Origin of the sequence: Nocardioides gansuensis (assembly GCF_003076135.1) — a bacterium.
Taxonomy (GTDB): Bacteria; Actinomycetota; Actinomycetes; order Propionibacteriales; family Nocardioidaceae; genus Nocardioides; species Nocardioides gansuensis.
Genome location: NZ_QDGZ01000001.1, coordinates 379,697 through 399,049 on the forward strand (window position 1 = coordinate 379,697; position 19,353 = coordinate 399,049).

General features: G+C 73.1%; 16 protein-coding genes and 2 riboswitches. Of the genes, 6 read left to right on the forward strand and 10 right to left on the reverse strand.

Annotated features, from left to right (window positions below):
* Positions 1 to 60: 60 nt before the first annotated feature.
* On the forward strand, positions 61 to 1,266 hold the full coding sequence (gene cbiE, locus DDE18_RS01760) for a precorrin-6y C5,15-methyltransferase (decarboxylating) subunit CbiE (protein WP_116570505.1): 1,206 nt from the start codon (positions 61 to 63) through the stop codon (positions 1,264 to 1,266).
* Positions 1,267 to 1,278: 12 nt separating this feature from the next.
* Here the strand turns inward: cbiE and DDE18_RS01765 are convergent, their stop codons facing one another.
* From DDE18_RS01765 to DDE18_RS01795, 7 genes are all read right to left on the reverse strand, one after another.
* Positions 1,279 to 1,860 carry a hypothetical protein gene (locus tag DDE18_RS01765; RefSeq protein ID WP_116570506.1) on the reverse strand — a complete coding sequence of 194 codons (582 nt, stop codon included), beginning with the start codon at positions 1,858 to 1,860 and terminating at the stop codon, positions 1,279 to 1,281.
* Positions 1,861 to 1,955: 95 nt separating this feature from the next.
* Positions 1,956 to 2,594 (reverse strand): 5,6-dimethylbenzimidazole synthase, encoded by a 639-nt coding sequence (bluB, locus tag DDE18_RS01770; RefSeq protein ID WP_116570507.1) that lies wholly within the window; start codon positions 2,592 to 2,594, stop codon positions 1,956 to 1,958.
* Positions 2,594 to 3,343, reverse strand: a complete 750-nt coding sequence (locus DDE18_RS01775; RefSeq protein WP_211754363.1) for a cobalt-precorrin-4/precorrin-4 C(11)-methyltransferase — start codon at positions 3,341 to 3,343, stop codon at positions 2,594 to 2,596. The genes bluB and DDE18_RS01775 overlap by 1 nt, the downstream gene beginning before the upstream one ends.
* Entirely contained in the window at positions 3,340 to 4,956 is a 1,617-nt protein-coding gene (locus DDE18_RS01780; protein WP_116570509.1) for a precorrin-2 C(20)-methyltransferase, read from the reverse strand. Before DDE18_RS01780 ends, DDE18_RS01775 begins: the two co-directional genes overlap by 4 nt.
* The gene (locus DDE18_RS01785) at positions 4,953 to 5,609 is read right to left on the reverse strand and encodes a precorrin-8X methylmutase (RefSeq protein WP_116570510.1); all 657 of its coding nucleotides are present in this window, start codon (positions 5,607 to 5,609) and stop codon (positions 4,953 to 4,955) included. Before DDE18_RS01785 ends, DDE18_RS01780 begins: the two co-directional genes overlap by 4 nt.
* 47 nt (positions 5,610 to 5,656) lie before the next feature.
* Positions 5,657 to 5,735: riboswitch (cobalamin riboswitch) on the reverse strand.
* Positions 5,736 to 5,755: 20 nt separating this feature from the next.
* Positions 5,756 to 6,592, reverse strand: coding sequence for a hypothetical protein (locus tag DDE18_RS01790; RefSeq protein ID WP_116570511.1), 837 nt, complete (start codon positions 6,590 to 6,592; stop codon positions 5,756 to 5,758).
* 37 nt (positions 6,593 to 6,629) lie between these two features.
* Complete coding sequence (locus DDE18_RS01795) at positions 6,630 to 7,037, reverse strand: DUF1304 family protein (RefSeq protein WP_116570512.1); 408 nt, start codon at positions 7,035 to 7,037, stop codon at positions 6,630 to 6,632.
* A gap of 160 nt (positions 7,038 to 7,197) precedes the next feature.
* Positions 7,198 to 7,338, forward strand: a riboswitch (cobalamin riboswitch).
* 27 nt (positions 7,339 to 7,365) lie between these two features.
* Between DDE18_RS01795 and cobN the strand changes: the two genes are divergently transcribed.
* From cobN to clpB, 3 genes are all read left to right on the forward strand, one after another.
* Complete coding sequence (gene cobN / locus DDE18_RS01800) at positions 7,366 to 11,082, forward strand: cobaltochelatase subunit CobN (protein WP_116570513.1); 3,717 nt, start codon at positions 7,366 to 7,368, stop codon at positions 11,080 to 11,082.
* Entirely contained in the window at positions 11,079 to 11,870 is a 792-nt protein-coding gene (cobF, locus tag DDE18_RS01805; protein ID WP_116570514.1) for a precorrin-6A synthase (deacetylating), read from the forward strand. Before cobN ends, cobF begins: the two co-directional genes overlap by 4 nt.
* Before the next feature lie 174 nt (positions 11,871 to 12,044).
* On the forward strand, positions 12,045 to 14,639 hold the full coding sequence (clpB, locus tag DDE18_RS01810) for an ATP-dependent chaperone ClpB (protein ID WP_116570515.1): 2,595 nt from the start codon (positions 12,045 to 12,047) through the stop codon (positions 14,637 to 14,639).
* A gap of 53 nt (positions 14,640 to 14,692) precedes the next feature.
* Here clpB and DDE18_RS01815 read toward each other — a convergent pair whose 3' ends face one another.
* Together DDE18_RS01815 and DDE18_RS01820 are read right to left on the reverse strand one after the other, a co-directional pair.
* Positions 14,693 to 14,887 (reverse strand): hypothetical protein, encoded by a 195-nt coding sequence (locus DDE18_RS01815; protein WP_116570516.1) that lies wholly within the window; start codon positions 14,885 to 14,887, stop codon positions 14,693 to 14,695.
* Positions 14,888 to 15,202: 315 nt separating this feature from the next.
* On the reverse strand, positions 15,203 to 16,114 hold the full coding sequence (locus tag DDE18_RS01820; protein ID WP_116570517.1) for an AEC family transporter: 912 nt from the start codon (positions 16,112 to 16,114) through the stop codon (positions 15,203 to 15,205).
* A gap of 98 nt (positions 16,115 to 16,212) precedes the next feature.
* Between DDE18_RS01820 and DDE18_RS01825 the strand changes: the two genes are divergently transcribed.
* Positions 16,213 to 17,121: a 2-hydroxyacid dehydrogenase gene (locus DDE18_RS01825; protein WP_211754364.1), complete on the forward strand. Its 909-nt coding sequence runs from the start codon at positions 16,213 to 16,215 to the stop codon at positions 17,119 to 17,121.
* A gap of 55 nt (positions 17,122 to 17,176) precedes the next feature.
* Positions 17,177 to 18,184, forward strand: a complete 1,008-nt coding sequence (locus DDE18_RS01830) for a hypothetical protein (protein WP_116570519.1) — start codon at positions 17,177 to 17,179, stop codon at positions 18,182 to 18,184.
* Here DDE18_RS01830 and DDE18_RS01835 read toward each other — a convergent pair.
* A complete protein-coding gene (locus DDE18_RS01835; RefSeq protein ID WP_116570520.1) occupies positions 18,181 to 19,344 on the reverse strand; it encodes a pyridoxal phosphate-dependent aminotransferase in 1,164 nt (387 codons plus the stop codon). The genes DDE18_RS01830 and DDE18_RS01835 overlap by 4 nt on opposite strands.
* Positions 19,345 to 19,353 lie beyond the last annotated feature (9 nt).

A 19,353-nucleotide genomic window follows, 5' to 3' on the forward strand; every position in this document is an offset into this window, starting at 1 on the left:
CTGTTCGCGCGCCACCCTAGGGCACGGCCCCGTCAACGGTCGCCACTACCCTCGGGCGCCATGACCACCGCAGCCGCCCGCGTGACCGTCGTCGGGATCGGCGCCGACGGCTGGGCCGGCCTCGCGCCGCGGTCGCAGCAGCTCGTCACCGCAGCCGCAGCTGTCGTGGGCGGCGCGCGCCACCTCGCTCTCCTGCCCCCGGTCGACGGGCAGGCCCGGCTGCCGCTGCCGTCACCGCTGCGGTCGGGGTTGCGGCCGCTGCTGGAGGAGCACGCCGCGCACGGCGGCGTCGTCGTGCTCGCGAGCGGCGACCCGCTGGTGAGCGGCATCGCGTCGACGCTCCTCGAGCTCGGCGTCGCCGTGGCCGTCGAGCCGGCGGTGTCGTCGGTGGCCCTGGCCCGCGCCCGCATGGGCTGGCCGGCCGAGACGGTCACGGTGCTCTCGCTCGTCGGCCGGCCGGTGGCCAGGCTGGCCCGGCTGCTGGCTCCGGGCCGGCGGGTGCTGGTGCTGTCGGCGGACGGCTCGACCCCGGCTGCGGTCGCCGGCCTGCTCGTCGAAGCCGGCTACGGCGACTCGGAGCTGTCGGTCCTCTCCGACCTCGGTGCCGAGACGGAGTCACGGGTCGACTCCACCGCGGCCGGGTGGTCGGGCCAGGCGCCTTCCCTCAACGTCGTCGCCCTGTCGATGGCCGGCCCCGTCGTCGGGTCACTGACCGGAGGGCTGCCCGACGACGCCTTCGAGCACGACGGCCAGCTGACCCGGCGCGACGTCCGCGCCTCCGCCCTCGCGCGGCTCGCGCCCCAGCCCGGCCAGCTGCTCTGGGACGTGGGCGCCGGCGCCGGCTCGATCGGGATCGAGTGGTCCCGGGCCGACGCCGCCTGCCGCGCCGTCGCCGTGGAGGCCGACCCCGAGCGCGCGGCCCGGATCGCGCGCAACGCCGAGCGCCTCGGCGTACCCGACCTCCAAGTCCTGCACGGACGAGCCCCCGACGCGCTTGCCGGGCTGGCGGCGCCCGACGCCGTCTTCGTCGGCGGCGGCGCGACCCGCGACGGCGTGGTCGACGCGTGCCTCGCGGCACTGCGTCCCGGGGGCCGGCTCGTCGTGCACGGCGTGACGCTGGAGACCGAGGCGCTGCTGGCGCGGCTGCACGCCGAGCACGGGGGCGAGCTGACCCGGATCTCGGTCGAGACGGTCGCGCCGATCGGCTCCTTCCGCGGCTGGACGCCCGCGCGGGCGGTCACCCAGTGGAGCCTCGTGCTGGGGTGAGTTCTGTGCGCCTCAAGCGGGTGAGTGCAGCCAGGGGTCCTTGAGGTCGAAGTAGCGGACCTCGCCGACGCTGAGGGCATCCATCTGGTCCATGATCTCCTTCATCTCCGGGGGCATCTCCTTCTGCTCGCCCTCGCGGGCCTCCTCCTCGGAGGTGAAGTAGATCGCCATGGTCCACTCGCCGTCCTCGTGGTTGCAGGAGACGCTGCCGAGGATGTCGGGGCGGAACTCCTGCCAGTCGGTCGGGTCGCTGTTCATCAGCTCGCGGGCGCGCTCGGGGTCGCTCACCTTCCCCTGCATCACCTGCACGAAGCCTGCCGCGTCCGGATCGCCGGCCAGGTCGACGTCGACATCGGTGCTGTTGCGGAACTCCGGCTCGGCCGTGAAGCACGCGGCCATCTGCTCCCACCAGGCTCCCTGCTCGGGGCGGTCGCTGCTGCGCTGCGCCGCCTCCTCGGACTCGAACCTGGCGAGCGCGATGAAGGTGCCGTCGTCCGTCACGCCGGCCGTGCTGCCCAGCCATCCCTCGGCCGTGGAGGAGAGGTCCGTGACCCACCTCTCGAGCTGCGCGCGGGCCTGCGCGGGGTCGCTCACGGGGCCTTGAAAAACCTGTACGAACATGTCGTCCTCCCTGAGGTTGTCACCGCTGTGGAGTGTCGACCCGAGTCGACCTCTCGACGCTACTCCCGTCAGCGCGCTCGTGGGCGGCCTTCAGTCCACCGCTCGCGGTGCAGCACGCTGTCTAGGGGCGAGCGGTGCCGCCAGCCGAAGCGCTCCAGGTCCGGTGTGTCCGGCAGCCCCGCGACGGTGCCGACGCAGAGCCAGGCCACCGGCCGGACGTGAGGCGGCATGCCCACCAGGTCACCGACGAACTCCTCCCGGTAGAAGCTGACCCAGCCCACGCCCAGGCCCTCCGCGGTGGCGGCCAGCCAGAGGTTCTGGATGGCCAGGCACACCGAGTACAGCCCGGCGTCGGCGATCGCGTGCCGGCCGAGCACGTGCGGGCCGCCGCGCTGCGGGTCGTAGCCGACCACGATGCCGAGCCCGGACTCCCGGATGCCCTCGATCCGGATCCGGCCGAAGGTCTCGGCGCGCTCCCCGTCCAGGCTGGCGGCGAAGACCTCCCGCTCTCGCGCGACGTGCGCAGCGAAGGCGTCCAGGGTGGCCGGGTCGCGGACGAGCACGAAGTCCCACGGCTGTGACATCCCCACGCTCGGGGCCGCGTGCGCCGCGGAGAGCACGCGGGTGAGCAGCTCGTCGGGGACCGGGTCGCCGGTGAACTCCGCCCGGGTGTCGCGACGGCGGTTGACTGCCTCGTAGAGGTCCATCACCGGTCTCCCGGGCGCTCCCGGTCGGCGGTGTAGAGCCACGACTCGCCCCCGTCCCGGGCCAGGGCGCGGCCGACCAGGATCACCGCCGCCTGTCTCAGCCCGGCGGCCTCGACGGCGTCCGCGATGTCGGCGAGCGTGCCGTGCAGCACCAGCTCCTCGGGCTGGCTGGCGCGGTGCACCACGACGACCGGGCAGTCGGCGCCGTAGTCGCCGACCAGCTCCTCGGCCAGCGCCCGGATCCGGGTGATCGCCAGGTGGAGGACGAGGGTCGCCCGCGTCGCGGCGAAGGCGGCCAGTGACTCTGAGTCGGGCATCGCCGTCGAGCGGGCCTGCGTGCGCGTCAGCACGACGCTCTGGGCCACCAGCGGGACGGTGAGCTCGCGGCCGGCGAGGGCCGCCGCGGCGGCGTACGCCGGGACGCCGGGCGTGACGTCCCACGCCACCCCGGCCTCGTCGAGCCGTCGGGTCTGCTCGGCGAGGGCGGAGTAGAGCGACGGGTCGCCGGAGGTGAGGCGCACGACGTCGAGCCCGGCGCGCGCGGCCCCGACCAGCTCGGCCGTGATGGCGTCGAGGTCGAGCCGCTGGGTGTCGACCAGCCGCGCGTCGGGGCGGCAGTGGGAGAGGACCGCCTCGTCGAGGTAGGTGCCGGGATAAAGGACCACGTCCGCGGCGGCCAGCATCGACGCGGCGCGCAGCGTGAGCAGGTCGGCCGCGCCCGGGCCGGCGCCGACGAAGTGCACGGTCACCGCACGAACCTCGGCGTCCACACCCGCCCGCGCGTGACACGTGTGCCGGAGGCGCCGACGATCAGCAGGCACTTCATGTCGACCGAGTCGGCGTCGAGCTCGGCGAGGGTCGTCACCGTCAGCGACTCCTCGGCGCGGCCGACGTCCCGGCCGACGACGACAGGGGTGTCGGCGGAGCGGTGCTCCAGCATGATCTTCTGCAGCTCGGCGACCTGCGTCGTCCTCGAGCGCGACCGCGGGTTGTAGACCGCCAGCACCAGGTCGGCCTCGGCGATCGCGCGCAGCCGCGCCTCGACGACGGGCCACGGCTTCAGCCGGTCCGACAGGGACACCACCGCGAAGTCCGCGCCCACCGGCGCGCCCGCTCGCGCCGCCACGGCCTGCACGGCCGAGAGTCCGGGCACGACACGGATCGGGACGGCGCCGTACGCCGGGTCCTCGGCCGCCTCGAAGACCGCGCTCGCCATCCCGAAGACCCCCGCGTCGCCCCCCGACACGACCGCGACCCGCTCCCCGGCGAGGGCCAGGTCGAGGGCGGCCCGCGCGCGGTCGACCTCGACGGTGTTGCCGCTGGGGTGGCGGGTCAGGCCCTCGCGCTGCGGGACGCGCGCGACGTACGGCGCGTAGCCGACGACATGGTCGACCGACTGCAGCGCCTCGGCTGCCTCGGGCGTGAGCCAGGCGTCCGGGCCCGGGCCGAGGCCGACGACGAGGAGCTCGGCGGGCCGGCCGGGCGATCGAGCGGAGTCGAGATCCCGGCGGCGCTCCTCGACAACCGCGGTCTCGACTTCGCTCGACAGGCCGGGGGCGCTCGACAGGCCGGGGGCGCTCGACCGGCCGGGTGATCGAGCAGAGTCGAGATCCCGGCGGCCGCCGGGGTCGTCGACGAGCGAGTCGCCGGGCACGATGATGAGCGAGAAGTACGGCACCGACGCCGGATCGACGTCGACCACCCGCATCCAGCGCTCGGCGGGCATGGAGGCGCGCTCGACGTACATCGCGTGCTCGAGCCGGCCGGCCTGGCGAAGCGCCTCGACGACGCCGGGAAAGCGGCGGCCGAGCTTCATGATGATCGCGCCGTCGGTGTCGGCGAGACGGCGGGCGAGCTCGGGGACGGGCAGCGTGCCGGGCAGCACCGTGAGCACGTCGGTCTGGCGGACCAGCGGCGAGTGCAGCACCGCGGTGGCGGCGGCGAAGGCCGGGACGCCCGGCACGACCTCGGTCGGGAAGAGCGGGGCGAGCCGGTCGTGGAGGTACATGAACGAGCCGTAGAAGAGCGGGTCGCCCTCGGCGAGCACGACGACCGTCCGGCCGGCCTCCAGGTGGCCGGAGAGCCGCGAGGCGCAGGACTCGTAGAACTCCGCCATCGCGCCCGCGTAGCCGCCGGGATGGTCGGTCCTCCCGGTGGTCACGGGGTAGACCAGCTCCTCCTCGACCGCCGACTCCGGGATCAGCGAGGCCGCGATCCGGCGGGCATTGGACTGCTTGCCGACGCCGGAGTGGAAGGCGATCACGTCGGCCGACCCGATCAGCCGGGCGGCCTTGAGGGTGATCAGCTCGGGGTCGCCGGGCCCCAGCCCCACGCCGTACAACCGTCCGGCAGTCCCGCTCACAGCTCCACCTCCCGCGCCAGCGCGTTGAGCGCGGAGGCCGCGATGGCCGACCCGCCGCGGCGTCCACGGACGGTGAGGTAGGGGATGCCGAGGTCGGCTGCGACGAGGGCGTCCTTCGACTCGGCAGCGCCGACGAACCCGACCGGCACGCCCACGATCACCGCCGGGCGCGGCGCCCCGTCGTGCAGCATCTCGAGGAGGTGGAAGAGCGCGGTGGGGGCGTTGCCGATGGCGACGACGGATCCCCCGAGCCGGTCCTCCAGGAGCGAGAGCGCCGCGGCCGAGCGGGTGGTGCCCCAGTCCCTTGCGAGCCCGGCCGCCCGCGGATCACGCAGGGCACAGAGCACGTCGTTGTCCTTGGGCAGCCGCGCCCGGGTGACGCCGCTGGCGACCATGTGCGCGTCGGTGATGATCGGCGCGCCGGCCTCCAGCGCCGCGCGGGCGGCCGAGACGAGATCGGGGTGGATGACGAGGTCGTCGACGAGGTCGGTCTGGCCGGTGCCGTGCACCATCCGCACGGCCACCTTCTCGGCGTCGGCGGGCAGGTGCGCGAAGCTCGCCTCCCGCCGGATCGTCGCGAACGACTCGACGTAGATCGCGGTGCCGTCGTCGACGTAGTCGTAGCGGCGGCTCGGGCGCGCGGGTGTGCTCATCCTCAGCTCCTCGGGGTTCTCGCCCCTGGTCGGCGGACGTCACGCGCGAGTGTCTGGCTGCGGGCTCCCCGCCTCGGGAGGCCCTTCACAGTGGCGGAACCGCCCCGGACTGGCACCGGGTTCCTCTGCCACGCGACGGCGCCACCCTAGTCGTGCGCCGCCTCGAGGGGGACCAGCAGGCTCCGCCACGGGGTGACGACGAGCCGCCCGCGCGCCGGCAGGGTCGCCCGCAGGGCGGGCGTGAGGAGACCGTCCGGCACGGCGAGGTGGGTGATGTGCGGGGCGACCTGGCCGTACGCCGGGGGCGCGGCGCGGACGAGCGTCCTCTCGTCCCGCTCGTGCTGCTCGGGGGTGGCGGGCAGCTCGTCGACGTGCCACGGCGCCCCCGGGCCGTCGCCGCGGACGGTCAGGAAGGCGCGGGCCAGCCCGACCAGCCGGCCGGCGGCCTCGTCGAGCGGGACCACCGGACCCCAGGCCCTCGTCCCGACCCTCAGCTGGGCCTCCGTGTCGCTCACCGCCACCAGGCCCAGGTCCAGGGTCCGGTCGAGCAGGTCACCCCGGCCGTCGTCGAGCACGAAGAGGAAGCGTCCCGGCAGCCCGGCGAGCGACGGGCGGGCGCAGAGGCCCTCGTCGAGCGCGCGGGCGACCGGGCGGAGGTCGGCGCGCCCGCCGGTGATGCCCGTCAGCGGCGAGACCATGATGTTGCGCACCAGCTCGTGGGTCGGGTGGGGCAGCAGGCCGGTCTCGGCCAGCGCCTGCTCGACCTCCTCGCCCAGCGGGTCGGGCAGACCGCGCACCTGGAGGTTGGTCCGCTTGGTCAGGTGGACGTCGCCGTCGCCGTACCTCTCCGCCACCTCGCCGAGCCGGTGCAGTGCCTCCGCCTCGACGCCTCCACCGACCAGGCGCAGTCGCACGAGGGCGCCGTCGTCGGCCGACCAGGGGCGGAAGACCCCGGGGCAGAGGTCGCGGCGGGTGCGGCTCACGGCTGCATCGTGACACCCGCCCGTGGCCGGCGTGGACCTAGGCCCAGAAGCCCTGCGCCACCAGGGCGACGGCCGGAAGCGGTGCGGAGTAGAGCGTGTCCAGCCAGCCGCCCCCACGCGGGTGCCACTTGCCGAGCGCGTCCGCGACGCCCATCGCCACGCTGGACAGCAGCATGTACCAGGCGGTCACCAGCATCACGACCACGCCGGTCTCCTCCGCGCCTCCGCCGTGCAGCAGCCAGACTCCGGCCACCACGCCGACGCTTGCGAGGAGGTTGCGCGCGCCGATGCAGAACGCCCAGAGCTCGGCGTCCCTGACGTTGCTGGGCTCCACATTGAGGAACTTCTGGACCGCCGGCCGGTCCAGGAAGAACATCTCGAGCGGCGCCACCATCACGAGAACGATCGCGTCGACGATCAGCACGATCTCGGCCACCTGGTTCATCTCGTCACCTCCGGCATCCCCTTGCCGTCCATGAGGCCCTGCCGCGGCCGTCGCGTCCATAGCCCGCCGGGACCATCTGCCGGTCGGCGGGATCAGGGTGGATTGCTGTGAGCCCGTGTCAGCAGGCCACCGCAATCTCCCGGGCCGCCCGCTCCCGGCGTCCGTCCAGGCCCCGCTAGGCTGCGAGCCGCCACCCGCGTGGAACGGGAACCCGGTGCCAGTCCGGGGCGGTTCCGCCACTGTGAGGCCGACTGACGCAGTCGGCCGTAGCCAGACACTGGACCACGCGGATCCGACGACGAGGGGCGAGAACCCCGAGGAGGACCCCGTGCGGACTGACCCCGCGCCCACCCGCATCGCGCTGCTGTCCACGTCCGACACCGACCTGCTGAGCGCCCGCTCGTCCGGGGCGAGCTTCGCTCTGGCCAACCCGGCCCGGCTCGCGGTCGACGAGATCCCGGCCGTCCTCGAGGGCGCCGACCTCGTCGTCGTACGCCTCCTGGGCACCGCCCGCTCCTGGCAGGAGGGCCTCGACGCCGTCCTCGCCCACGGTGCACCCGTCGTGGTGCTCGGCGGTGAGCAGACGCCCGACGCCGAGCTGATGTCGCACTCGACGGTCGCCGTCGGCACGGCCGCGCAGGCGCACGCCTACCTCGCGCACGGCGGCCCGGCCAACCTCGCGCAGCTGCACGCCTTCCTCTCCGACACGGTGCTGCTGACCGGCGAGGGCTTCGAGCCTCCGGTCGAGATCCCCGCCTGGGGCTGGGCCCCCCGGGGCGCCTTCGTTGGTCGAGTAGCCCGCGAGGAACGAGCGGGCGTATCGAGACCTTCGGTGGCCCGTCCCCGCGTCGGCGTCCTCTACTACCGGGCCCACGAGGCGAGCGGCAACACCGCCTTCGTCCACGCCCTGGCCGACGCGATCGACGCGGCCGGAGGCGTCGGCCTCCCGGTGTACGCCGGCAGCCTGAGGTCCGCGCCGGACGAGCTCTTCGCGGAGCTGGCGACCCTGGACGCGCTCGTCGTCACGGTGCTCGCCGCCGGAGGCTCGACCCCCGCCGCCGCGAGCGCCGGCGAGGACGACGAGAGCTGGGACGTCGAGCGGATCAAGGCCCTCGACATCCCGGTCCTGCAGGGCCTGTGCCTGACCAGCAGCCGCGCCGAGTGGGAGGCCAACGCCGACGGCGTGACGCCGCTCGACAGTGCGACGCAGGTGGCGATCCCTGAGTTCGACGGGCGGATCATCACCGCGCCGTTCTCCTTCAAGGAGCTCGACGCCGAGGGGTTGCCCCGTTACGTCGCCGACGCCGAGCGCTGCGCCCGGGTCGCGGGCATCGCCGTCGCCCACGCCCGGCTCCGCCACGTGCCGAACAGCCAGAAGCGCGTCGCGCTGATGCTCTCGGCGTATCCCACGAAGCACTCCCGCGTCGGCAACGCCGTCGGCCTGGACACCCCGGCCAGCGCCGTGCGGCTGCTGCGGCGGCTGCGGGAGGAGGGGTACGACCTCGGGACCGCTGATCGAGCGGAGTCGAGATCCGTCCTCGAGATTCTCGACATGGCCGACGAGACCGAGGCCGGCAACGCGCTCATCCACGCCCTGATCGCGGCGGGCGGCCAGGACGAGGAGTGGCTCACCTCCGCCCAGCTGACCGAGTCGCACGTCCGCATCAGCACGGCGGACTACGAGGCCTGGACGCGCGACGTACCGAAGCCGCTCATGGACGAGATCGTCGAGACCTGGGGCGAGGCGCCGGGCCGGCTCTTCGTCAACGAGGACGACGAGATCGTGCTGGCCACCCTGCAGGCCGGCAACGTGGTGCTGCTGATCCAGCCGCCGCGAGGCTTCGGGGAGAACCCGGTCGCGATCTACCACGACCCCGACATGGCGCCGAGCCACCACTACCTCGCGGCCTACCGCTGGCTCAGCGCGCCGGTCGAGGCCAATGGCTGGGGTGCGGACGCCGTCGTGCACCTCGGCAAGCACGGCTCGATGGAGTGGCTGCCCGGCAAGAACGCCGCCCTCTCCGCCGAGTGCGCCACCGACGCGGTGATCGGCAACCTGCCGCTGGTCTACCCATTCCTCGTCAACGACCCCGGCGAGGGCGCGCAGGCCAAGCGCCGCGCCCACGCGACGATCGTGGACCACCTCGTGCCGCCGATGGCCCGGGCGGAGTCCTACGGCGACATCGCGCGGCTCGAGCAGCTGCTGGACGAGTACGGCAACATCGCCGCGATGGACCCGGCGAAGCTGCCGGCGATCCGCGCGCAGATCTGGACGCTGATGCAGGCCGCCCAGCTGCACCGGGACCTCGGTCTCGAAGACAGAGGCCCGGAGGACTGCCCAGATGAAAGGGAGTTCGACGACTTCCTGCTGCACGTCGACGGCTGGCTGTGCGAGGTCAAGGACGCGCAGATCCGCGACGGCCTCCACGTCCTCGGCGGCGCGCCGACCGGCGAGGCGCGGGTCAACCTGGTGCTCGCCATCCTCCGCGCCACCCAGGTCTGGGGCGGCACCACCGGCGCCGTCCCCGGCCTCCGCCGAGCGTTGGCCGGCGATCTCGATGGTCGAGTAGCCGGCGCCAGCGAGCGTATCGAGACCCGCGTCGACCTCGACGCCGTCGAGGCCCAGGCCCGCGAGCTCGTCGAGGCGATGGAGAAGGCCGACTGGGACCCCGCGGTCGCGGAGACGATCGCGCCCAGCGACGACGTACGACGCGTGCTGGAGTTCGCGGCCACGCAGGTCGTGCCTCGGCTGGCCCGCACCACCGAGGAGCTGGACGCGGTGGTCCGGGCGCTCGACGGCCGGTTCATCGAGGCAGGCCCCTCGGGCTCGCCGCTCCGCGGCCTCGTCAACGTGCTGCCGACCGGCCGCAACTTCTACACCGTCGACCCACGCGCGGTGCCGAGCCGCCTGGCCTGGGAGACCGGGGTCGCGATGGCCGACTCCCTGGTCCAGCGCCATCTCGCCGAGACGGGGGAGCACCCGAGGTCGGTCGGCCTGTCGGCATGGGGCACGAGCGCGATGCGCACCTCAGGCGACGACATTGCCGAGGTGCTCGCGCTGCTCGGCGTCCGCCCGGTCTGGGACGAGATGTCGCGCCGGGTCTCGGGCCTCGAGGTGATCCCGCTCGAGGAGCTGGGCCGGCCGCGCATCGACGTGACGGTCCGCATCTCCGGCTTCTTCCGCGACGCCTTCCCCCACGTCGTCGGCATGCTCGACGACGCCGTGCGGATGGTGGCGACTCTCGACGAGCCCCACGAGTCCAACTACGTCCGCGCCCATGCGGCCGCGGACCTCGCCGAGCACGGCGACGAGCGCCGGGCGACGACCCGGATCTTCGGCTCCAAGCCGGGCTCCTACGGCGCCGGCATCCTCCAGGTCATCGAGGCGGGCAACTGGCGCGACGACTTGGACCTGGCCGAGGTCTACACGGCCTGGGGCGGCTTCGCCTACGGCCGCGGCCTCGACGGCGCCCCGGCCGCAGACGACATGCGCGCCAACTACAAGCGCATCGCCGTCGCCGCCAAGAACATCGACACCCGCGAGCACGACATCGCCGACTCGGACGACTACTTCCAGTACCACGGCGGCATGGTCGCGACGGTCCGCGCGCTGACCGGCCGGGCACCGCGGGCCTATGTCGGCGACTCGACCATCCCCGACGCCGTCCGCACCCGCAGCCTCGCCGAGGAGACCGCCCGGGTCTTCCGCTCCCGCGTGGTCAACCCGCGCTGGATCAGCGCGATGAAGCGACACGGCTACAAGGGCGCGTTCGAGCTCGCCGCCACCGTCGACTACCTCTACGGCTTCGACGCCACGGCAAGCGTGGTCCACGACTGGATGTACGAGCAGCTCGCGGCCGAGTATGTCCTCGACGAGGACACCCAGGCCTTCCTCCGCGAGGCCAACCCGTGGGCCCTGCGCGGCATCGTCGAGCGGCTCCACGAGGCTGCCGACCGCGGGCTGTGGGAGTCGCCCGACCCCGACACCCTGGCCGCCATGCAGCAGGTCTACCTCGACGTCGAGGGCGAGATCGAGGACCGATGAGCACGCCGTCCGCTGAGAACCTCGCTGGTCGAGTAGCCGCCGAGGAACGAGGCGGCATATCGAGACCACGCGTGCAGGTCATCGGCATCGGCTGCCACCCCGACCACCTCACCGCCGAGGCCCGCGCCGCCCTCGCGGGGTGCGACTACGTGGTGGCCGCAGCCAAGTCCGACGACGACGCCCTCCTGGCCTTCCGTGCCGAGGTGTGCGCGCGCGCCGGCGTCGAGCTGGTCGTCGTACCGGATCCCGAGCGCGACCGCGACGACCCGGCCGACTATCCCGGCGCCGTCCGCGACTGGCATGCCGCCCGTGCCGACGCCTGGGGCGCGGTCATCCGCGAGCGCGGCGGCACGGCCGGCTTCCTGGTCTGGGGCGACCCGGCCCTCTACGACTCGACGATCCGCGTCGTGGAGTCGCTCGGGATTCCGTACGACGTGGTGCCGGGGCTGTCGGCGCCGCAGCTGCTGGCCGCCCGGCACCGGATCGTGCTGCACGAGGTCGGCCAGCCGCTGTTGGTGACGACCGGTCGGCGGCTGCTCGCGGACGCGCGCGACCACGACAACCTGGTCGTCATGCTCGACGGCGGCCTCGCCTGCTCCCGGCTCGCCGGCGACTGGCAGGTGTGGTGGGGCGCCAACCTCGGGTCGGACTCCGAGCGGCTCGTCGAGGGCCGGCTCGCGGACGTGCTCCCCGCCATCGAGGCCGCCCGCGCCGAGGCGAGGGCCGAGGCGGGCTGGGTGATGGACACCTACCTCCTCCGCCGAGTCGGCGCATCTGCACACTCGTAGGGTGCCGAGTCGGCGCATCTGCACACGGCACGTGTGAGCAGATGCGCCGACTCGAGGGCATTTTCGTGTGCAGATGCGTCAAACTGGGCAAAGTTGAGGGGAATCGACTCAACTTCTGGCGCGTTGTGAGGAGTGCGGCCAGAGTGGTCGCAGACGAGCCTGAAGGGAGCAGCGTTGAGCCAGTTCGGCGCCGAGAAGTTCACCACCCGCAGCCGCGAGGTCATCGAGGCTGCGCAGCTGTCCGCGACGACCGCGGGCAACACCCAGACCGAGCCGATCCACCTGCTGGTGGCGTTGCTGCGCCAGGAGGACGGGACGGCCCGCAACCTCGTCTCCAAGGCGGGGGTCGACCCTGCGCTGCTGACCGCCCAGGCCGAGCAGGCGATGAACTCGCTGCCCAAGGCCAGCGGCGCGACCGTGCAGCAGCCGGCCGCGAGCCCGGCCCTGACCCGTGTGCTCGCCACCGCGCTCGACCTCGCCGCGGGCATGAAGGACGACTACGTCGCCACCGAGCACCTGCTGATCGCGAGTGCGACCGTCGAGTCGTCGGCGAAGAAGGTGCTCACCGACGCCGGCCTCACCGAGGGGGGCCTGCGCGAGGGCCTCACCGCCGTGCGCGGCAACCGCCGGGTGACCAGCGAGGACGCCGAGTCGTCCTACGAGGCGCTGGAGAAGTACAGCGTCGACCTGACCAGGGCCGCCGAGGAGGGCCGCCTCGACCCCGTGATCGGCCGGGACGCCGAGATCCGGCGCGTCATCCAGGTGCTGTCGCGGCGTACGAAGAACAACCCGGTCCTCATCGGCGAGCCCGGCGTGGGCAAGACCGCCGTCGTCGAGGGACTCGCGCAGCGCGTGGTCGACGGCGACGTGCCCGACAGCCTCAAGGGCCGCCGGCTGCTCAGCCTCGACCTGGCTGCGATGGTCGCGGGCGCGAAGTATCGCGGTGAGTTCGAGGAGCGGCTCAAGGCCGTCCTCGAGGAGATCAAGGACGCCGGCGGCCAGGTGATCACCTTCATCGACGAGCTGCACACCGTCGTCGGCGCGGGCGCCGGCGGCGACTCCGCGATGGACGCCGGCAACATGCTCAAGCCGATGCTGGCGCGCGGCGAGCTGCACATGATCGGCGCGACGACGCTCGACGAATACCGCGAGCGCATCGAGAAGGACCCCGCGCTGGAGCGCCGCTTCCAGCAGGTCTTCGTCGGCGAGCCGAGCGTCGAGGACACCATCCAGATCCTGCGCGGCATCCAGGAGAAGTACGAGGCGCACCATGGCGTGCGCATCACCGACGCCGCGCTCGTGGCTGCCGCCACCCTGAGCGACCGCTACATCACCGGCCGCCAGCTGCCCGACAAGGCGATCGACCTGATCGACGAGGCCGCCTCCCGGCTGCGGATGGAGCATGAGTCCTCCCCGGAGGAGATCGACCAGCTCCGCCGCCAGGTCGACCGGCTCAAGATGGAGGAGTTCGCGCTCGCGAAGGAGAGCGACGAGGCCTCCAGGGAGCGGCTCGACGCGCTGCGCCGCGACCTCGCCGACAAGGAGGAGGAGCTGCGCGGGCTCGAGGCACGCTGGGAGCGGGAGAAGACCTCCCTCGAGGGCGAGGGCGAGCTGCGCCGCCAGCTCGACGCGCTGCGCATCGAGGCCGACAAGCTGCTCCGCGACGGTGACCTCGCCGGCGCGTCGGAGATCCAGTACGGCAAGATCCCCGAGCTGGAGAAGCAGATCAAGAGCGTCGAGAAGGCTGCGTCCTCTGGGGCCGACGACACCGAGCCGCTGGTCGGCGAGGAGGTCGGTGCCGAGCAGGTCGCCGACGTCGTTGAGGCCTGGACGGGCATCCCCACCGGCCGCCTGCTCCAGGGCGAGACCGCCAAGCTGCTGGAGATGGAGTCCGTCATCGGGCACCGGCTGATCGGGCAGAAGCAGGCCGTGGAGGCCGTGAGTGACGCCGTACGCCGCTCCCGCGCCGGCATCTCCGACCCCAACCGGCCCACCGGCTCGTTCCTGTTCCTCGGCCCCACCGGCACCGGAAAGACCGAGCTCGCCAAGTCGCTCGCCGACTTCCTCTTCGACGACGAGCGGGCGATCGTCCGCATCGACATGAGCGAATACTCCGAGAAGCACAGCGTGGCGCGACTCGTCGGCGCCCCGCCCGGCTACGTCGGCTACGAGGAGGGTGGCCAGCTGACCGAGGCGGTGCGCCGCCGCCCCTACAGCGTCGTGCTGCTCGACGAGGTGGAGAAGGCCCACCACGAGGTCTTCGACATCCTGCTGCAGGTGCTCGACGACGGCCGCCTCACCGACGGCCAGGGCCGCACCGTCGACTTCCGCAACACCGTCCTGATCCTCACCAGCAACCTGGGCTCGTCCTACCTCGTCGACCCGACCCTGGACCGGGAGGTGAAGAAGGAGTCGGTGATGGGTGTCGTGCGCGCCCACTTCAAGCCGGAGTTCCTCAACCGGCTCGACGAGGTCGTGGTCTTCGAGTCGCTGACCCGCGACGAGCTGACCCACATCGTCGACCTGCAGCTGGGCCTGCTCGAGAAGCGGCTCGCCGTCCGGCGCATCGCCATCTCGGTGACCGACGCCGCGCGCGAGTGGCTCGCCGAGCAGGGCTACGACCCGGCGTACGGCGCGCGCCCCCTGCGCCGCCTGATCCAGACCGCCATCGGCGACCCGCTCGCGCGGATGCTGATCGCCGGCGAGGTGACCGACGGCGGCTCGGTCATGGTCGACGTGGGTGCCGACGGGCTCGTGCTGAAGGCGTGAGGCGCACGCATTGGCCGGCCGGGAGGGTCACCGGCCGGCCGGTGAATCCGGCGCTACCTCGGCAGCACGTGCAGACTGGCACCGTTCGGAACGTCGGGGTCGCCGAACGCGACGGTGAGCTCCCACCGGAAGTCCTCGTCCGAGGCGCTGAAGCTGCACAGGCTCATGTCCAGGCACCGGGGCGAGGCCTCGTCGTAGGTAGGGGCGCCGATCTCGGCGAAGGCTGCCTCGACCTCCGCCAGTCCCACAGGTCCCGGCAGGCAGGTCCTACTCGCGTTCGACGGGGGGGCATGGCGCAGGACCGCCGCAGAAGAGCGACTTCTCGACGACGAGCTCGCGCCGCTGCGTCCATTCGGACGGAGGAGTGAAGCGGTCAGCTGCGTCCACGACGCCCGCCTCGCCCATGGCGCATGACGTGAGCAACGAGGTCGAGACCGCCAGCGCCAGCGCGCCACGTAGCCAAGGCCGATTGCGTCGTCTCACGCTGACCTCCGGGCGCCAGTGTGGTGCACCCTTGCGCCCGTTGCAGAGGAACCGGGACGCTCAACCCCCTAGACCGCTGCTCAGCCCAGCAGCAGGGCGACCAGCAGCGCGATCGGCAAGCTGCAGAGAGTCGTGACGAAGATGGTCTCCCGGGCGACGTCCTCACCGGTGCGGTAGCGCGTGGCGTGCAGGAAGATGTTCTGCGCGGTCGGCAGGGCGGCGGTGAGCACCACGCCGAGCAGCACGGCGCCCTCCAGGCCGAGCGCGGTGCCCAGCAGCCAGGCGAGGGTCGGCATCACGACCATCTTGAGCACCGATGCGGTCAGCACCTCGCGGTTGTGGCCGGCGCGGCCGACCGGCGGGCTGAGTCGAAGGGCGGCACCGTAGGCCAGCAGCATCAGGGGGATCGCGGCGCCGGCGAGCAGCTCGAGCGGCGACGCGATGAGCCGTGGCAGCTCCCAGCCGGTGACCGCCAGCACCAGCCCGACCACGGCGGCGAGGGTCAGCGGGTTGGTGACGAGCCGCCACAGCGAGGCGAGGGTCCCCCGGCCACGGCCGGTGATCCGGTCCAGGGCGATGAGGGCGAGCGGCTGCACGCACAGCATCTGCACCAGCAGGGTCGGCAGCACCACGGTGATGTCGCCGACGACGTAAGCCGCGATGGCGAGGCCCAGGTTGCCCGCGTTCGCATACGACGACGCCAGGGCGCCGATGACCAGCGAGCCCGAGTCGACGCGCCAGCGCAGCCTCGCGATCGCGGCGTACACGACGAAGCTCACGGCGAGGCAGGCGGCCGACGTGGCCAGGTTGGCCGCGGCGCCGCCGACGTGCAACTGGCCGATGGTGACGACCATGAGGGCGGGGGAGGCGACGAAGAACGCGATCTCCCCGAGGGTTCGCTGGGAGCGGATGTCGAGGATGCCCGCGTGCGCCAGGGCGGCCCCTGCCGCGATGACCGCGATGATCGTGAAGAATCCGGTCAGCAGGCCCACGGGGCCACCCTCTCGTGCATGGCGCCATGCACGACAACGGGTTCCGGCCCGGCGGCTCCGGGGGATCGAGAAGCGCGATCAAGACCGAAGGAGAACACGTGTCGCGAGTCGTCCGCGTCGGTCCGCTGATGCCCTACCTCGAGGAGGCGCTGGTCCGCGACCACGGGGCTCCGCTGCTGGCCGGCTCCGGCACCAGCGACGCGGAGATCGCCGTCACCAGCTATGGCACCGGCGTGACGGCCGAGACCATGGACCGGCTGCCGCGTCTGAAGGCGATCGCGTCCTTCGGGGTCGGCTACGACACGACCGACGTCGCCGAGGCCGCGCGTCGCGGCATCTCGGTCGCCAACACGCCACACGTCCTCGACGACGCGGTGGCCGAGGTCGCCGTCGGACTGGTCATCGACGTGATGCGTGGGCTCTCCGAGTCGGACCGGTTCGTACGACGCGGCGCCTGGGCCGCTGGTGAGCGCTTCCGCCTCACCCGGCAGGTGTCGGGCGCGCGAGCCGGCATCGTCGGACTCGGCCGGATCGGGACCGCGATCGCACGCAGGCTGGCAGCGCTGGACATGCAGATCGGCTACTACTCCCGCACCGACAAGGGCGTCGAGTGGCCGTTCCACCCCGACCTGCTGACCCTGGCGAAGGCGAGCGACGTGCTCGTCGTCGTGACGGCCGGAGGCCCGGAGACGGCCGGCCTGATCAGCGCCCAGGTGCTGGAGGCGCTGGGCCCCGACAGCTTCCTGGTCAACGTCGCCCGGGGCTCGGTGGTCGACGAGGACGCGCTCGTGGCGGCCCTGGAGGCCGGGGCCATCGCGGGCGCGGGACTCGACGTCTACGCCGACGAGCCGCACGTGCCACCCGCCCTGCTCGGCCGCGACGACGTGGTGCTCCTGCCGCACCTGGCCAGCGGCACCACCCAGACGCGACAGGCGATGGCCGACCTCGTGCTGGCCAACGTCGCATGCTGGCTCGAGACCGGGGAGCTCGTCACTCCGGTCGACTGAGTCGTCCGCCGGTCCTGCCGACGCGGCTCCACCACCCGTTTGGTGGAATGAGGGGGTGAACAAGCCGACGCAGCAGCGCCCCCGCCAGGTCACCCTCGCCGCAGGGGTGATCATCGCGGGCTCGGCCTTCGTCGTGCTCAGCGCCTGGGACAGCGTGTCGCGCATGCGCTCGCTCGAGACCCGCGAGGCGATCGAGCGGTTCCTCTCCGAGCCCCCCGGCAGCGGCCTGGGCATCGGCGTCGAGGCCGTGATCGAGATGATGCACGTGGCGGCGCTGACGACGGCGATGTGCGCCGCGGCCGCGACCGTCCTCGGCTGGTATGCCCTCCAGGGGCAGCGCTCCGCCCGCACCGCGCTCGCGATCCTGGCGGTGCCCCTCTTCCTCACCGGCCTGGTCGCTGGCGGCTTCCTCTCCTCCGTGGTCGCGGCCGCGTGCGCGATGCTCTGGCTCTCCCCGGCGCGGGAGTGGTACGCCGGGCGGCCGCTGCCGACGGCGCCCGCGCGTGACGTCCCGGGACCCGGTCCGCAGGGCGGCCAGTCGCCCGACCAGCCGCCGACCCTGCCGTCGTACCCCAGCCCGCAGGGCGGCTCCGTCCTCACCCAGGCGCCCGTGGCCTCCGGGACGGAGCGACGCCCCGATGCGGTGCGGTCCGCCCTGGTGATCACCGTCGTCTCGGCGACGATCGTGCTGCTGCTCTCGCTGCTCGGCGGGGTGACGCTCGCCCTCAGCGCGGAGCAGGTGCTCGACGAGATGTACCGCCAGAGCCCGCAGCTGCGGGAGCAGGGCGTCGACCGCGACATGGTGCGCAACACCAGCATCGTGATGACGGTCGTCTTCGTCCTGGCCAGCGCCGGGGCGATCCTGTGCGCGGTCGCCATGGGCGCCCGCAAGCGCTGGGGAGCGCGGGGGCTGATGGTCCTCTCCGTGGCGACCGCGGCCTTCTCGGTGATGGGCGCGGTCGGGTCGCTCATCGCGCTCGCACCGGCGCTGGCGGCCGTCGCCGTGATCGCGCTGCTGCGGAGGCCCGAGGTGCGGGCCTGGTTCGACTCGGCCCCGCGCTAGGCCGACAGGTCGGCCGAGGCCAGCCGCCGCAGACCCTCCTCGATGACGGCCGGCTCCTTGCAGAAGGCCCAGCGGACGAGCTGGCGCCCCTCGGCGAGGTCGTCGTAGAACCCCTGCATCGGGATCGCCACGACGCCCGCCCGCTCCGGCAAGGCGAGGCAGAAGCGGCGGCCGTCGAGCCAGCCGAGGTGGCCGATGTCGGTCGTCGCGAAGTAGGTGCCCTCCGGCACGCGCGGCTCGAGCCCGGCCTCCGCCAGCCCGGCGCAGAGCAGGTCGCGCCGCTCCTGCAGCGACCCCGCGAGCGCCCGCGGCCACTCCGACTCGTGGTCGAGCGCGTGCGCGACGGCGGGCTGCAGTGGCGAGCCGGACGTGAAGGTCAGCCACTGCTTGGCGGCGAGCGCAGCCTCCACGAGCGGAGCCGGTCCGGTCGCCCAGCCGACCTTCCAGCCGGTGACGCTGTAGGACTTGCCGGCGCTGGACAGGGTCAGGGTGCGCTCCCACATCCCGGGCAGGGTGGCGATCGGGACGTGCTCGTGGTCGTCGAAGACCAGGTGCTCGTAGACCTCGTCGGTCACGACCACCACGTCGTGCTCGATCGCGACCTCGGCGACGGCTGCGAGCTCGTCGCGGGTGAGGACGGTGCCGGTCGGGTTGTGCGGAGTGTTGAGCAGGATCAGCCGGGTACGGTCGGTGACCGCGGCCCGCAGCGCTTCGACGTCGAGGCGGAAGTCGGGCGCCCGCAGCGTGACGGGGCGCCGTACGCCTCCGCACATCTCGATCATCGCGACGTAGGAGTCGTAGAACGGCTCGAGCACGACCACCTCGTCGCCCGGGTCGACGAGGCCGAGCAGCGCGGCCGCGATCGCCTCGGTGCAGCCCGTGGTGACGATGACCTCGGTGTCGGGGTCGAGCCCGATCGCGTAGTGCCGCTGCTGGTGGCGTGCGATCGCCTGCCGAAGGGCGGGGATGCCGCGGCCGGGCGCGTACTGGTTGGCGCCGTCGCGCACGGCCTGCTGCGCGGCCTCGAGGAGCGCCGGCGGGCCGTCGGCGTCCGGGAAGCCCTGCCCCAGGTTGACCGCCCCGGTGCGCACCGCGAGCGCGGTCATCTCACTGAAGACGGTAGGCGGGATGTGGCGCAGGCGTGCGGCGAGCGGTCCCATGGCGGCGAG